This window comes from Psychrosphaera sp. F3M07, from assembly GCF_018860345.1.
GTDB classification, from domain to species: Bacteria; Pseudomonadota; Gammaproteobacteria; order Enterobacterales; family Alteromonadaceae; genus Psychrosphaera; species Psychrosphaera aquimarina.
Genome location: NZ_JAHKPJ010000012.1, coordinates 95,195 through 110,191 on the forward strand (window position 1 = coordinate 95,195; position 14,997 = coordinate 110,191).

Below are 14,997 nucleotides of genomic sequence, written 5' to 3' on the forward strand. Positions count from 1 at the left end.
ATATCAGTCAAAAGGTACGGTTCTAAATTAGCTAATATTAAATTTCCTTAAAACTCATGCAGAATCTTTTGATACTTCTTTGGGTTTATAAAAAAGCGATGTAACTCTGGGGGGGTGATCGTATTCGAAATGTCGACATATGCAGTCTAAATCAATAAACAGCTGTAAAAATCCATTAACCCCTAAGGTGGAGTTATAAACCCTTTCCCCATAGATGTATCAGTATGTTCTCCTTTTTGCTCTGTGCCTCCACAGGAAAAAATGAAAACCCCATTTGGGTTCAGGCTTGATATTAATTTTGTTAATACCTTCTGTTGCTGTTCTATTGGAACATGCCAAATACTGTCCCACGCGGTTATTAAGTCATAGTTAATTGGTATTTGGTATTAGCCATTCACATATATCGTGTTGATAGAATTTAGTATTGGGATTATGAGTCCGTGCTAAATTTAGCATTTCACTCGAAATATCAATACCTTCAGTTGTAAAGCCCGTGTCTTCTAATAAATCAAAAAAACCGACCTGTACAGCCACATCCAACATCAAGAGCTCGATTTCTATTATCTACAAAATTAATGGCTCGTTTATGTTGCTCAATGCCATTACTCATATCAAAACTGTTATTTTGCCAAAGGTGCACTAAATGATCATATGCTTTCGCTATATGCTGTGGTTTCATTATTTTTATACCTGTTACTTTGAATTTAACTGCCCACACGGCTTTAGTTATAAACGCAAACAGACTTTAATACTGTTTACCGAATTAGCTATCACGCTTCCTTAATTGTTTTTCAACCTCAAAGTAATTCGGTCTGTTAATAAATTCATCAGTTCACTCAATCCGTCATGTCTAAATGGTGAATAACGACGTTAAATCTTGATCTTATAATACCTAATCCGATACCATCCTTAATACATTTGAATGGCTTATATAAACCATTCAACATTGCTAAATACTTGCAGTGAAACGAACATCCACTTTTATTTTTTTAAGGTCTCAATATGGCTCAGCCGTTACCAGATAAATTCATCATGTCGATGAACCGCGTTTCCAAGATTGTTCCACCGAAACGTACAATATTAAAAGACATTTCATTAAGTTTTTTCCCTGGCGCTAAAATTGGTGTTTTGGGTTTAAACGGTTCAGGTAAATCAAGCTTACTCAAAATCATGGCGGGTGTTGATACTGAATTTGAAGGTGAAGCAAAACTTCTTTCCGGCACCAAAGTGGGTTATTTGCCTCAGGAACCTCAACTTGATGAAAACCAAACTGTGCGTGAAGCGGTTGAAGAAGCAGTATCTGAAGTAAAAAATGCGATGGCGCGTCTTGACCAAGTTTATAGTGAATATGCTGAAGAAGGTGCTGACTTTGATAAACTGGCTAAAGAGCAAGGTCAATTAGAAGATATTATCAACGCTCAAGATGGCCACAACATCGATAATGTTTTAGAGCGTGCAGCAGACGCTTTACGTTTACCAGAATGGGACCAAAAGATTGCAGTTCTCAGTGGTGGTGAACGTCGTCGTGTAGCCTTGTGTCGTTTATTACTTGAAAAACCAGACATGTTATTACTTGATGAACCAACTAACCACTTGGATGCGGAATCAGTAGCTTGGTTGGAGCGTTTCTTACATGATTACTCAGGTACAGTTGTAGCCATAACCCATGATAGATATTTCTTAGATAATGTAGCTGGTTGGATTTTAGAATTAGACCGTGGCCACGGCATTCCTTATGAAGGTAATTACACCAACTGGCTTGAGCAAAAAGACGCACGTCTTGAACAAGAGAAACGTACCGAAAATGCCTTAGCAAAAACCATTAAACATGAGCTTGACTGGGTTCGCTCTAATCCCAAGGGACGTCAAGCAAAAAGTAAAGCCCGTATGGCTCGCTTTGAAGAGTTATCAAGTAATGAAAACCAAAAGCGTAATGAAACCAATGAATTATATATTCCACCTGGGCCTCGCCTTGGCGATAAAGTCATTGACGTTGAGAATTTAACTAAATCGTATGGCGATCGTGTCTTGATTGATGATTTAAGTTTCTCTATTCCTAAAGGCGCTATTGTCGGTATTATTGGCGCTAACGGCGCAGGTAAATCGACTTTATTTAAAATGCTTTCCGGCGCAGAAACCCCAGACTCGGGCACCGTCACCCTAGGTGAAACAGTAAAACTGGCCAGTGTTGATCAATTCCGTGACGATATGGAAGATTCTAAAACGGTTTATGAAGAAATATCGGAAGGCAGTGAACTGATCCAAATCGGTAATTATGAAGTACCAGCGCGCGCTTATGTGAGCCGCTTTAACTTTAAAGGCACCGATCAACAAAAAATTATAGGCCAGCTATCTGGTGGTGAACGTAACCGTGTTCATTTAGCTAAGTTAGTTAAAACCGGTGGTAATGTATTATTACTCGACGAACCAACAAATGACTTGGATATTGAGACTTTACGAGCATTGGAAGAAGCGATTCTAGAATTCCCAGGTTGTGCTATGGTTATTTCACATGACCGTTGGTTCCTAGATAGAATTGCAACTCACATAATCGATTATCGCGATGAAGGTCAAGTGAGTTTCTTTGAAGGTAACTTTACTGAATATGACGAATGGTTGAAAAAAACCTATGGTGCAGCAGCGACTGAACCACATAGAATTAAATATAAACGTTTAAACTAATATTGTAATTTTATTTAATAATTAAAAGGGCTAACAGCCCTTTTTTATTACTTGCAATTTACGTTTTCTAGTTCCATGCTAACAAACACTATTTGTTCTTATAATTAAACTCAATTCAGCTAATAAGGTTTGACCATGGAAGATAATAGACGTTTTACTCGCATCATTTTTTCCACCCCTGCTCAATTAACCATACAAGGTCAATCTTTCCAGACCAGTTTGGTTGACTTGTCGTTAAAAGGCGCTCTAGTCAGTTATACACAAGAACTTGATGACTCGGTAAACAAATCATGTACTTTGTCATTTACATTGCCAGACACAGAAATAGAAATAAACATTGAAGGGTCAATTACCCATGTTGAACATCATAATATAGGCATCGTCTGTTCTAAAATTGATTTGGACAGTGTGTCCCATTTAAAACGCTTAATTGCCCTTAACTTGGGCAATGAAGATATTTTAGATAGAGAGCTTACAAGTTTAACTTACCCTTAAAATCGTTTGATCTTTGCCTGCTTTGCAGGCACAAAAATCAAACATTTAACGCCTAATATCTAACACTATGCTTGGTTATAAGCGCTTTCCATGTGTTTTTAGCTTTGATTTTTATAAATGCTCTAATGCTTCTGACAGTCTTGCTATACCAATAACTTTCATACCCGGTATGGCGTCTTTCGGCATATTAGCCTTTGGGACTATGGCTTTTTTAAAACCATGTTTTGCCGCTTCCCTCAGTCTTTCTTGTCCGCTAGGCACTGGGCGTATTTCGCCGGCTAACCCCACTTCTCCAAAAACGACTAATTCACGATCTAGCGGTTGATCTCTAAAACTTGAAACCATAGCTAATAATAATGCCAAATCAACGCTGGTTTCTGACACTTTGACACCGCCAACAACATTCACAAATACGTCTTGGTCTCCTAACATCAAGCCACCGTGTCGATGTAATACCGCTAATAACATTGCTAATCTATTTTGATCTAAACCAACAGCAATTCGTCTTGGGTTACCCATTTGAGATGCATCGACTAACGCTTGAATTTCAACTAATAGTGGGCGGGTTCCCTCCCACAATACAGTTACAGAACTCCCGGACGAATCTCCTTCAGCTCGGTTTAAAAATATAGCAGACGGATTAGTGACTTCTTTTAATCCTTTGTCCGTCATAGCAAAAACACCTAACTCATTTACCGCACCAAATCTATTTTTGGTGCCTCTTAATGTTCTATATCTGCCATCTTCATCACCATCAAGCATCACACTCGCATCAATACAATGCTCTAACACTTTTGGTCCTGCTAATGAGCCATCCTTAGTTACGTGTCCAACTAACACAACCGCCACATTATTTTGTTTAGCAAAGCGAGTTAGATACGCCGCACCTTCTCTTACTTGAGAAACACTTCCAGGCGCTGATTGCACATCTAAAACATGCATAACTTGAATCGAGTCTACAACAATAATCGCCGGCTTTAGATTAACAGCATGGGTACAAATCGTTTCAACGTTGGTTTCTGCCAACACATTTAACTTATCTGACGGCAAACCTAATCTATGGGCTCGCATAGCCACTTGCTGTAAACTTTCTTCACCGGTGACATATAAAGTAGTCATGTGTTGAGCTAAATAACACATTGTTTGTAACAATAATGTACTTTTACCCGCGCCAGGACTACCACCAATTAAAATGGCTGATCCCGGAACAATACCGCCGCCTAACACTCGATCTAACTCTTTATAACCGCTGCTAAATCTTGGTAATGCTTGTAAATCAATATTACTTAACGTTTGTACTTTATTTTCAACTTGACCTGCATAACCAACATATTTTGCACCAGCGGAACTTTGTTTAGGCGCAACACGAAACTCTGATATGGTATTCCAAGCCCCACATTCGCTACATTGCCCTTGCCAACGCGGAAATTCACCACCACAATCACTACATACATACGCTATTTTTGCTTTTGCCATTTATTTAACATTTCCTTAATACATTCAAGTCACACAGCATCTATTGAAGTTTACCCGATAATAATGCTTACAATAAGCTTAAACTAATTTCTAATACGCAATTAATTGAATGGTGTCTTGTATCTGGCAAACGAGTTGCTTTAGAATCTTATACTAATTTTCTATGGCATATATGTTGCTTAGGTTAGACACTAGACAAAATAGCATAGCAATATCAATCAATTAACCTTAAATAACTGATGATTAATAATGGCTATGACTTTAATTACTATTAACCAGTAATAATAATAAAAACAAGGGGTTACTTAATTTATGGCAGCTGACTTACAGGAATTCAATGGCATCATTGAAGATCTAAAAGCAGTGATCAATCAACCGGATTTTGACGCTCAGTTCAAAGCCGCGACTGATGATGTGCCTAAATCAAAGCAATTCCTGATCAAGATGGAGCTCAAACGTTTAGCTCAACCTTGTAATCGACTTATCGATCTTCGCGGCAGTGTAGATGGTGAACCCACTATCTTTGAGCACAAAGGTCAAATTCATTACCTTGACGAATTAGCCAAAAATATATTTCTTGAGCAAGTTGAAAAGTTTGGCCGTTACACCATAGGTGTTTATGAAACGGTTTTACAAGCTGACAACAATTTTAGGATCATGCATAAGATCCAACAAGAAAAGCGTCAAGTTGAAAAAGACAAATCATTAGCCCCTACTCAAGTAGTTAAAAAAACAAATAAAGTAGTAGAGAAAGTTATCTCAGACTATGGCGGAGAAATTGTTCACTTTACCCAATATGGCATTCGGCACGAAGAACGGATGAACTTCAGCATTAATGTTGAATTGCAATTTGGTATTGGCAATGTATTAAAAGCCAGTACAAGTGATTTGTCTATTAGTGGCGCTAAAGTTAAAATTCCAGCGGCCAAAGAAGTCGCATTAGGGCAAAAAGTGGCTCTGTATTTAACTGGTCTGGAGGAAGAGTTTTCTCTTGGTTTAAAAGACGGTATTCAATATGAAATTGTCGGGATAGAAAGTGCCGGCGCCAATTACAATTATATTCGCATGAAACGTTCTTTTGCCGAAGATGTTACGTCTTTTGACGAATTTTTAAGTACCTTTATTAACGGCAATAAACGTAAATATAAAGTCAATTTAGAAAATACCTTAGACGCTATTATTATCAAAGGTTTTGAACAATATTACTTGCCAAGATCGACTTTCTTACCTGTTTTCATGCGTGAAATACAAGGCAGATTATTACCGACTATGGCACTCGCTACAGAAAATAATCGTGAAACGTTAGGTTATTTTAGTGATGAAAATAAAAACTTAGTTTTGCAACAGATCCTAAATAAACCAAGGTTAGAAGCTATTATAGATTCTGACAATTTGGTTAACGAGTCTTTATTATTTTGTTTTACCCATGCCAAACAAGGCAAACTCTATTTTTACAGTGCAACATCAGAAGAGTTAAACCAACAGCCAGATTTAAAAAGTGCTTTTCTTGGTTTTGGTGCCAAAAAAGCCAGTTGGAAGGTATTCAAATTACAAATATCAATCGCCAATGAAAAAGACGCTTATTTACCATTATCTATTCCTGATAGCGCCGGTGAAGAAATAAAGCAATTAAACCAGCCTCCGTCTGACAAAATTATGGCGATGTTGAAAGATTTAAAATACGTGGTCAGTATGACCCCAATTAAAGGCGATGACTTTGCTGAGCAGTACCAAGTAAATCACAAGTTTAATCAAGCGTTAGTTCCCAAATTAACTCAGTTTGGTCATCCAAAGTTAAAACGTTATATTTCTGTTGCAGTAGAATCAATTGAGTACGTTAATTTACGTTCTGAAGCTCGTTACCTTTATAAGTCAGGGATCACCATTGAAGATCCAGAGTCTGAGGAAAATATTAAAGGTGAAACAAGGGACTTTTCCGAACATGGTTTACAGATAGTCCTTGAAGAGGCTGGTGAACATAAAAAAGGCGACATCATTTTATTGGCGATGCCTGATTTTCAAAAAGTCACCAAAGCATTTAAATTGCAAAAATTACCTTATGAAGTAATGACTATTTCGCGTAATAAACTCATTATGAACCTTCGTACATACGAACCTAATGGTGAACACCCTGCTGCGACATTTTTTAGACGTTTGATCAGTCAGAATATTAGTAAATTAACGCCGGCTAAAATGCAGAGTAAATTCCCAGGATTATCTAAATGTTTACGTAATATATCAGCTAAAAGCATTCACAACTTGCCAGTATATTTTGCCAAAGAAAACAGCAAATTAAAGGTTAATACGGTTGGTAAAGGTACTGAAACTAATTTATTGCATCAGATGTTACAAAAGTATAAACCAGATGATCATGCAACTACCTTTTATCCATTATTAAAAGGTAATGCATTAATTTCAGTTTTCGCACCTGTGTTAACAAAATTAAAACGCACTGACAGACCAGAATATATTGATTTATATGTTCGCTTCCGCCCAAGAGAAGAAACAGAAGATCGTGCTTTCATTGCTCAATACAATGATCAATTTATGACCAATGAAAAATTGGCTAGTTTTGTTAGCTCAACATTACAGTCAGATTTGTTCTTTGCATATCGTATCTTTATATCAAGAACAGGTCGTCCTGACATGGACTATATCGCCAAAGAACTAGCTTACGTTGGTAATTACGCCATTCACCGAGCGCAAGAACTAGAAGAGCGCTTATGGAGCATCATTGGTGTCGGTGATGTCATTGATATCTCTGACGAAGTAATGACCCGATTAGGGTTCAAAACCGAGCAGTTAAGACAACAAATGATGAAGAAAAATCGTTTGGTTGATTAATAGATCGTTATTAAAGATTAACGCTTCATTCGCTAACCTTGATTACAAACCACCAGCTAAATCTAAGAAATTACCCGTCGAAAATGACGACTTCTCAGACGCTAACCAAAAAATAGCTTCGGCAACTTCTATTGGAAACCCGCCTCTTTTTAATGGTATCAAATCTTTTAATCTTTCGATTCGGTCAGGTTCTCCGCCATCGGCATGCATGTCGGTGTGAATTAAACCAGGGCGTACACAATTTACTCTAATACCTTCATCAGCAACTTCTAATGAAAGTCCTTTTGTAAGGGTATCTATTGCACCTTTGGAAGCAGCATAATCGATGTATTCGTTTGGTGATCCAGACCTTGCTGCGCCAGACGAGACATTAACAATAACGCCGCCTAAACCTCCATTCTTGGTAGACATACGTTTAACCGCTTCTCGGCTACAAATAAAATAACTGGTAACGTTGTTAATGAGAATTTCATTTATCCGCTGTGCATTCATCTGCTCTAAGCGTGATTGTTGTTTTAAAATTCCAGCGTTATTAATCAGGATTGATAACTGACCTAATTCTCTGTCAACCGTTGTGAACAATCGCTCTACATCTTGCTCACAAGAGACATCTGCTTGTACCGTAATACATTTACCACCTTTATCTTTGATGCGCTCAGCTAAAGACTCTGCAGCTTGTGAGTTATTTTTATAATTAATACAAATGGCGTAACCGTTATCTGCAAAAAGCGTCGCTGTTGCGGCACCAATACCACGACCACCTCCTGTAATTATTACCACTTTTTGTTTAGTCATTAATTGCCCTTTAAAACATAATATTCAAACATTTAGATTAATCTAAAATGTAAGTCTATTGATTATTTTGAACCCAAGTAACCGCGTCTTGTAAATTCTCAAAATACTGAACTTCACCTGACGTGAACCAATCTGCAATTTTTGCCGAGACCGCTAGCCATTTCTGGTTACCGTAAATGGCAATTCTATGAAACTCATTGTTATGTTTAAGGCCAAGTTTAAAGTCATCCCATGCTGCTCTTAACTCCCAACCTTCAAGTTCAGAAGCATCAATTAACACATTAACTTTAGGGTCTGTTACTTGAGTTAGTGCAGAATCTAGCAGGGGTGTAATTGTTTTATAATCGTCGTGAGTAAGTTTACCAACCACTTTTAATGAAAGAAAAAAGTCATTTTCAGACCGTTCCAAGCCAATTGATAATCCATGTTTAATACTGCTCATAATAATAACTCCCAGTAAAATTAATTTTTTGGTTAAACACAACATCTAACGTAATTGAAATAGACTCTATTTCTATTAGCGTGTAAATAACGTTTAAAGCCACTCTAATTTGCACAAACAGTTAAGTCAATTTGTCGCCTGTGGAGCGCTTCCTGCTTTTGCTCTGGCATCCAGCTTAGCTCTACTCTCTCCCCCCTAGGAGACGTCCGCATTTGAAATAAAAAAAGCAGCCTCAATTTAACACTCAATATGAGCATAAAACTAAAGACTGCTTCACTTCTTTTTTTTACAACTTAACACATACGACTTATAACAGTTCTGTTATTCCACTATCACAAACTTATCATCAACAATATCCAGCACAACTTTATCTTTAGGCTTGATATTCCCTGCTAATAATTCTTGCGCTAGAGTATTTTCAATATACATTTGAATCGCACGTTTTAGTGGCCTAGCACCATAGACAGGATCAAATCCGGCATCAGCAATTTTATCTAATGCAGCCTCTGATAACTCCAATTCCACATCTTGTTCCGCTAATCGTTTACGCAAACCGGCTAGTTGAATAACGGCAATCTCTTTGATTTCAGCTTTATTTAACGGGTGGAATACCACAGTATCATCAATACGGTTGATAAATTCAGGTCTAAAGTGACTGCCAACCACGTCCATAACGGCCGCTTTCATTTGCTGATAATTACCCTCAGATTCATTAACATATAACGTTTGGATCATGTCTGATCCTAAATTAGATGTCATTATTATCACTGTGTTTCTAAAGTCTACCGTACGGCCTTTACCATCGGTTAATCTACCTTCATCCAATACTTGCAATAGAATATTAAATACATCTGGATGGGCCTTTTCAACTTCATCTAATAGAATAACTGAATAAGGTTTACGGCGAACCGCTTCGGTTAAATAGCCACCTTCTTCATATCCAACATAACCTGGAGGTGCACCAATTAAACGAGCTACTGAATGTTTTTCCATAAACTCAGACATATCTATGCGAACCATATTGTCTTCTGAGTCAAATAAGAAATGCGCCAGTGCTTTTGTAAGTTCTGTTTTACCAACCCCTGTTGGACCTAAGAATAAAAATGAACCATTAGGTCGATTTGGATCAGATAAACCAGCACGTGAACGACGAATTGCATTAGACACTGCAATGACCGCTTCTGACTGACCCACTACTTTTTTATGTAACTGATCTTCTAATAACAAGAGTTTGTCGCGTTCACTTTCAAGCATTTTGTTAATTGGAATACCTGTCCAACGTGATAACACTTCTGCAATTTCAGTCTCTGTCACTTTGTTGCGTAATAAGCTCATGCCTTGCATGTCAACTTGTGCAGATAAGTCCAGCTGCTTCTCTAATTCTGGAATTCGACCATATTGCAATTCAGACATTCGTTGCAAATCACTAGCACGACGAGCAACTTCTAAGTCCATTCTCGCCTGCTCTAGTGCTTCCTTAATATTTTGTGTTCCTGTTAACGCCGCTTTTTCTGAAATCCAAACTTCTTCTAGCTCTTTGTATTTACTATCCAAATTGGCTATTTGCTCGCGAATTATCATTAAGCGATTTTTACTTGCTTCGTCGGTTTCTTTTAATAACGCATTGTCTTCTAGTTTTAATTGAATAATTTTACGTTCTAATTTTTCTAACTCTTCAGGTTTAGAGTCTATTTGCATTCTTATGCTAGAACCCGCTTCATCAATTAAGTCTATTGCTTTATCCGGCAATTGACGATCACTTATATAACGATGTGATAACTTAGCCGCCGCAACAATTGCTGGGTCGGTAATATCGACGGAATGATGTAATTCATAACGCTCTTTTAAACCACGTAATATTGCAATGGTATCTTCTACGTTTGGCTCATCTACTTGAACTTTTTGAAAACGGCGTTCTAACGCGGCGTCTTTTTCAATATATTGTCGGTATTCATCTAATGTTGTTGCACCAACACAGTGTAACTCACCACGAGCCAACGCCGGTTTTAACATATTGCCCGCATCCATTGCGCCATCCGATTTACCCGCGCCGACCATAGTATGTATCTCATCTATGAATAAAATAACGCGGCCTTCTTCTTTATCTAATTCATTTAGGACTGACTTTAAGCGTTCTTCAAACTCGCCTTTGTATTTAGCCCCAGCAATTAAGGCTCCCAAATCTAACGATAATACGCGTTTGTCTTTTAGTCCTTCAGGTACTTCACCGTTAATAATTCTTTGTGCTAAACCTTCAACAATCGCGGTTTTACCAACACCCGGCTCACCAATTAATACTGGATTATTTTTGGTTCTACGTTGCAATACTTGCACCGTCCGTCGAATTTCTTCATCGCGACCTATAACAGGATCGAGCTTACCTTGTTCAGCTCGTTCAGTTAAATCAACCGTGTATTTTTCTAATGCTTGTCTGGTGTCTTCTGCATTTTGGTCTTCAACTTTTTGACCACCGCGTAACGAGTTTATCGCATCATCGATTTTCTCTTTGGTTAAACCTAACAGCTTTAATATTTTGCCTGCTGCGCCATTGTCATCCACGAGTGCTAATAAAAATACTTCACTCGTTATAAATTTGTCTTTGCGTTGTTGGGCGAGTTTGTCACACAGATTAAGTGCTGATGCCGTGCCGCGTGCAAGTTGAATATCGCCACCAACACCTGTGACTTTTGGAATGCTTTCTAATTCTCGAGAAACCTTTGAACGTAACTCAGGGGCACTGATATGACAATGATGTAAAATCGTCATTATCGTGCTGTTCTTTTGATTCAATAGTGCCTGTAAAACATGAACTGGCTCAATATATTGGTGATCACGGCCTAACGCCAACGATTGAGCATCAGCAATAGCTTGCTGAAATTTGTTGGTTAATCTATCTAAACGCATTTTCATTGCCTCAATTGAGAGTTAATTAATATAATCTTGTTATTGTAAATTTGAGGACGTAAGTTCAAATTTCAATGGTAAAACAAAGATATAGTTTTGCAGATTGCCACAACGGTCTATGTATAACGAATACTATGGATGACGAATCGTCAACCTATAAACTGGTTACTAATTGTTCTACAAACATGATAAACAAACGCTTAGATAGAACCACTTCTGACTCAATTTATGTCTAGTTGGCCGCGCATATTCGCCGCCTAATAAACAGAAAAGATAATATTACAAACTCTAGAATAGAGTGTATTTGGGGGGAAGGCCACACTATTTATTAAATGAGAGTGGCGCTTATCTATGTGTTATTGTTTGATCCATATTAGCGACGCCATACGACCAGTTTGCCCTTCTCTCCGATATGAGAAAAACAATTCAGGTTGTGAGTAAGTGCAATAGTCTCCACCTGAAATATGTGTGATGCCAAGCTCGTGTAACTGCAATTTGGCGATTTGATAGATGTCAGCTAAATATTTAAATGACTTATCTTCATAGGGTACAAAACAAGCATCAAATTGGGAGGATTGGCTAACAAATTGATGACGTACATCTTCCCCAACTTCAAAAGCATTCGCGCCGATAGCTGGACCTAACCAAACATGTAGCTGATCATTTGAACTGGTCATCGCATTCATCGTTTTTTCGATAATGCCATTCGCTAAACCTTTCCAACCAGCATGAATCGCGGCCACTTCAGTTGCGTCATTATTTACCACTAACAAAGGTAAACAATCTGCCGTCATTACCACACAGGTAACGTAAGGTTCACAGGTAAAACTGGCGTCTGCGATTGGCGCGGTATCCGTAGCACATTCGTAAAAATATTGGTTAGGCAATGATAATACCGTTGAGCTATGTGTTTGTTGTAACCAAAACGGTTCAGATGGGTGTTGAACATCTTGTGACAAATAATCCCGTAAAATAGCACGGTTGGTTAGAACGTGAGATAAGTTATCACCTACATGCGTTGCAAGGTTAAACGAGTTAAATGGTGTTAAGGAAACACCATTTTCTCTCGTCGTCGTCACTGCACCAATTTTATTTACCGATGCTTGCGCAAGAAACGGAAAACTAGCAGTAATCCATGTCATCTTTATGATCTTCTAAGTCTTGATTTAGAGCCGCTAACAAATTCACAAAATCATCTGGCAACGGAGCTTCAAATGTCATTTCTTCTTCAGTTACCGGATGATGGAATCGCAACATAGCTGCATGTAAAGCTTGGCGTTTGAAACCTCGCATGGTTGCCAACAACTCTTCAGATGCACCTTTTGGTGTTCTAACTCTGCCACCGTATTGAACATCACCAACCAATGGATGTTTAATATAAGACATATGAACCCTAATTTGGTGGGTACGTCCGGTTTCTAGTCTTAACCTGATGTGAGTGTGTTCACGGAATTTTTTTATCAGTCGATAGTGCGTTACTGATTCACGTCCAAATGCATTAACCGCCATATTTGTACGTTTTGTTGGGTGACGTCCAATTGGTTTATCAACCGTGCCCCCAGCAGTTAAGCGCCCTAAACATACCGCTTCGTATTCACGTGTAACTTGGCGAGCTTGTAAATCTGCCACAAGTTGCGTTTGAGCAGGTACGGTTTTAGCTACAACCATGAGTCCCGTTGTATCTTTGTCCAAACGATGAACAATGCCAGCACGCGGAACTTTATCAATTTCTGGGAAATGGTATAACAACGCATTTAAAATAGTACCCGACTGATTCCCTGCACCTGGGTGCACAACTAAGTCTGTCGGTTTGTTGATTACTAAAATATCATCATCTTCATAAATGATTTCAAGTTTTATGTCTTCAGGTTGATGATGGACTTCAATATCTAATTCAGCATGAATAACAATTTCTTCATCACCGTTCATTTTTAATCGAGGTTTAGAAATTATTTCACCATCGACTTGAACTTTTTCGGCTAAGATCCACTCTTTAAGTCTGCTGCGTGAATATTCAGGAAATAATTCAGCAATAACCTGATCTAAGCGTTTGCCAAATTGTTCTTCGTTTACTTGTGCTTGTAGTTCAATTGTTTGTTTTGTCATAATAAATAATTTGAATTTTGAAAGTGCATGCTAACGAAGAGTACGTTAGAATGCCGTCGATATTCGTATTCTACGCGATTTTTATGATAACGAGAAAAGAAAACTCTCCAGGTAGTAAATAATGTTTAATTTTAACACTCTTCGTCAACTGTCAATATTCACAGTTTTGTCTCTAACACTTGTAGGTTGCACCACTTCGCCAGAAGATGAAGTGGAACGTGTATCAGATAATTCTCCTAAAGCTCGATATGTCGAAGCGAAAAAATCGCTCAATGATGGCATGTATAACCGTGCTATTACTATTTTAAGCGACTTAGAGTCTAGGTACCCATTTGGTCCTTTATCTCGCCAAGTTCAACTAGATTTGATATTTGCATATTATAAATCAGGTAAGTTTGCGGAAGCTTTACCTTCAATAGACCGTTTTATCAATTTGAACCCAAACCACCCTCAGTTAGACTATGTTATCTACATGAAAGGTTTGGTGAATATGGAAACAGGGATAAACGGATTTCAAGACTTTTTTGGAATAGAGAATGCTGACAAAGACATGGTGACTTCACGCGAAGCATTTAATGACTTTAATAGATTGGTGGATAATTACCCAGAAAGTAAATATATCCCTGACGCCAAAAAACGTATGATGATTTTGTTAGATAAACTGGCACACCATGAAATTGTAATTGCTGAATATTATATGCGTCGTTCTGCTTATGTCGCGGCCTTAAACCGCTGTAAATATGTATTAGAATATTACCAGCAAAGTACATCGGTAAAAGATGCGCTGACTATTATGATAAGTGCGTATGACAGTTTAGGTTTACCTGAAATGAAAGCCGATGCGGAATTGGCACTGCAAAATAATCAGTAAAACGAATCAATAAAAAAAGGAACCCTTAGGTTCCTTTTTTTATATCTGTTTGTTAATACAAATTTTTTCTTATATTAACTAGCTCAGGTTAAGAATATAATTTATGAAGTAATGCCATAACTTGCTGAGTATCTTCCCCACACAAAGAGTAATATACGGTTTGAGATTCTTTTCTGGTTTGTACAAACTTATCTTGTCTTAATATTGCTAGATGTTGAGATAAAGCTGACTGGCTGAGTTCAACTCTTTCTGCAAGGTCATTCACAGACAATTCACCGTCTAATAAATTACATAATATAAATAGTCTTTTTTCATTGGCCATTGTTTTAAGTAACTTGAGTGCTTTGGGCGCACAAGACTGCATATCTTCTAATTTCATCAA

At 37.9% G+C, this 14,997-nt stretch carries 12 protein-coding genes; 4 read left to right on the forward strand and 8 right to left on the reverse strand.

Annotation, left to right across the window (positions count from 1 at the left end; all coding sequences use genetic code 11):
* Nucleotides 1-508: 508 nt before the first annotated feature.
* Nucleotides 509-679: a hypothetical protein gene (locus KO505_RS05500; protein ID WP_216054450.1), complete on the reverse strand. Its 171-nt coding sequence runs from the start codon at nucleotides 677-679 to the stop codon at nucleotides 509-511.
* Nucleotides 680-1,002: 323 nt separating this feature from the next.
* Here KO505_RS05500 and ettA point away from each other — a divergent pair, with 323 nt between their 5' ends.
* Nucleotides 1,003-2,682 carry an energy-dependent translational throttle protein EttA gene (ettA, locus tag KO505_RS05505; protein ID WP_216054451.1) on the forward strand — a complete coding sequence of 560 codons (1,680 nt, stop codon included), beginning with the start codon at nucleotides 1,003-1,005 and terminating at the stop codon, nucleotides 2,680-2,682.
* Nucleotides 2,683-2,817: 135 nt separating this feature from the next.
* Nucleotides 2,818-3,177: a PilZ domain-containing protein gene (locus KO505_RS05510; RefSeq protein WP_216054452.1), complete on the forward strand. Its 360-nt coding sequence runs from the start codon at nucleotides 2,818-2,820 to the stop codon at nucleotides 3,175-3,177.
* Nucleotides 3,178-3,288: 111 nt separating this feature from the next.
* Here the strand turns inward: KO505_RS05510 and radA are convergent, their stop codons facing one another.
* Nucleotides 3,289-4,653 (reverse strand): DNA repair protein RadA, encoded by a 1,365-nt coding sequence (gene radA / locus KO505_RS05515; RefSeq protein ID WP_216054453.1) that lies wholly within the window; start codon nucleotides 4,651-4,653, stop codon nucleotides 3,289-3,291.
* Between the two features lie 312 nt (nucleotides 4,654-4,965).
* Here radA and KO505_RS05520 point away from each other — a divergent pair, with 312 nt between their 5' ends.
* Complete coding sequence (locus tag KO505_RS05520) at nucleotides 4,966-7,497, forward strand: PilZ domain-containing protein (protein WP_216054454.1); 2,532 nt, start codon at nucleotides 4,966-4,968, stop codon at nucleotides 7,495-7,497.
* Nucleotides 7,498-7,539: 42 nt separating this feature from the next.
* Here KO505_RS05520 and KO505_RS05525 read toward each other — a convergent pair whose 3' ends face one another.
* The 5 genes from KO505_RS05525 to rluD form a co-directional block, all read right to left on the reverse strand.
* Nucleotides 7,540-8,292, reverse strand: a complete 753-nt coding sequence (locus KO505_RS05525; RefSeq protein WP_216054455.1) for an SDR family oxidoreductase — start codon at nucleotides 8,290-8,292, stop codon at nucleotides 7,540-7,542.
* Between the two features lie 55 nt (nucleotides 8,293-8,347).
* The gene (locus KO505_RS05530; protein WP_216054456.1) at nucleotides 8,348-8,734 is read right to left on the reverse strand and encodes an STAS/SEC14 domain-containing protein; all 387 of its coding nucleotides are present in this window, start codon (nucleotides 8,732-8,734) and stop codon (nucleotides 8,348-8,350) included.
* Nucleotides 8,735-9,055: 321 nt separating this feature from the next.
* Nucleotides 9,056-11,638, reverse strand: a complete 2,583-nt coding sequence (gene clpB / locus KO505_RS05535; RefSeq protein ID WP_216054457.1) for an ATP-dependent chaperone ClpB — start codon at nucleotides 11,636-11,638, stop codon at nucleotides 9,056-9,058.
* Nucleotides 11,639-11,994: 356 nt separating this feature from the next.
* A complete protein-coding gene (gene pgeF, locus KO505_RS05540) occupies nucleotides 11,995-12,780 on the reverse strand; it encodes a peptidoglycan editing factor PgeF (protein WP_216054458.1) in 786 nt (261 codons plus the stop codon).
* Nucleotides 12,761-13,744: a 23S rRNA pseudouridine(1911/1915/1917) synthase RluD gene (gene rluD / locus KO505_RS05545; protein WP_216054459.1), complete on the reverse strand. Its 984-nt coding sequence runs from the start codon at nucleotides 13,742-13,744 to the stop codon at nucleotides 12,761-12,763. The genes pgeF and rluD overlap by 20 nt, the downstream gene beginning before the upstream one ends.
* Before the next feature lie 121 nt (nucleotides 13,745-13,865).
* Here rluD and KO505_RS05550 point away from each other — a divergent pair, with 121 nt between their 5' ends.
* Nucleotides 13,866-14,615 (forward strand): outer membrane protein assembly factor BamD, encoded by a 750-nt coding sequence (locus KO505_RS05550; RefSeq protein ID WP_216054460.1) that lies wholly within the window; start codon nucleotides 13,866-13,868, stop codon nucleotides 14,613-14,615.
* 88 nt (nucleotides 14,616-14,703) lie between these two features.
* On the opposite strand, the gene KO505_RS05555 is transcribed toward KO505_RS05550, so the two are convergent.
* Complete coding sequence (locus KO505_RS05555; RefSeq protein ID WP_216054571.1) at nucleotides 14,704-14,994, reverse strand: metalloregulator ArsR/SmtB family transcription factor; 291 nt, start codon at nucleotides 14,992-14,994, stop codon at nucleotides 14,704-14,706.
* Between the last annotated feature and the right edge of the window lie 3 nt (nucleotides 14,995-14,997).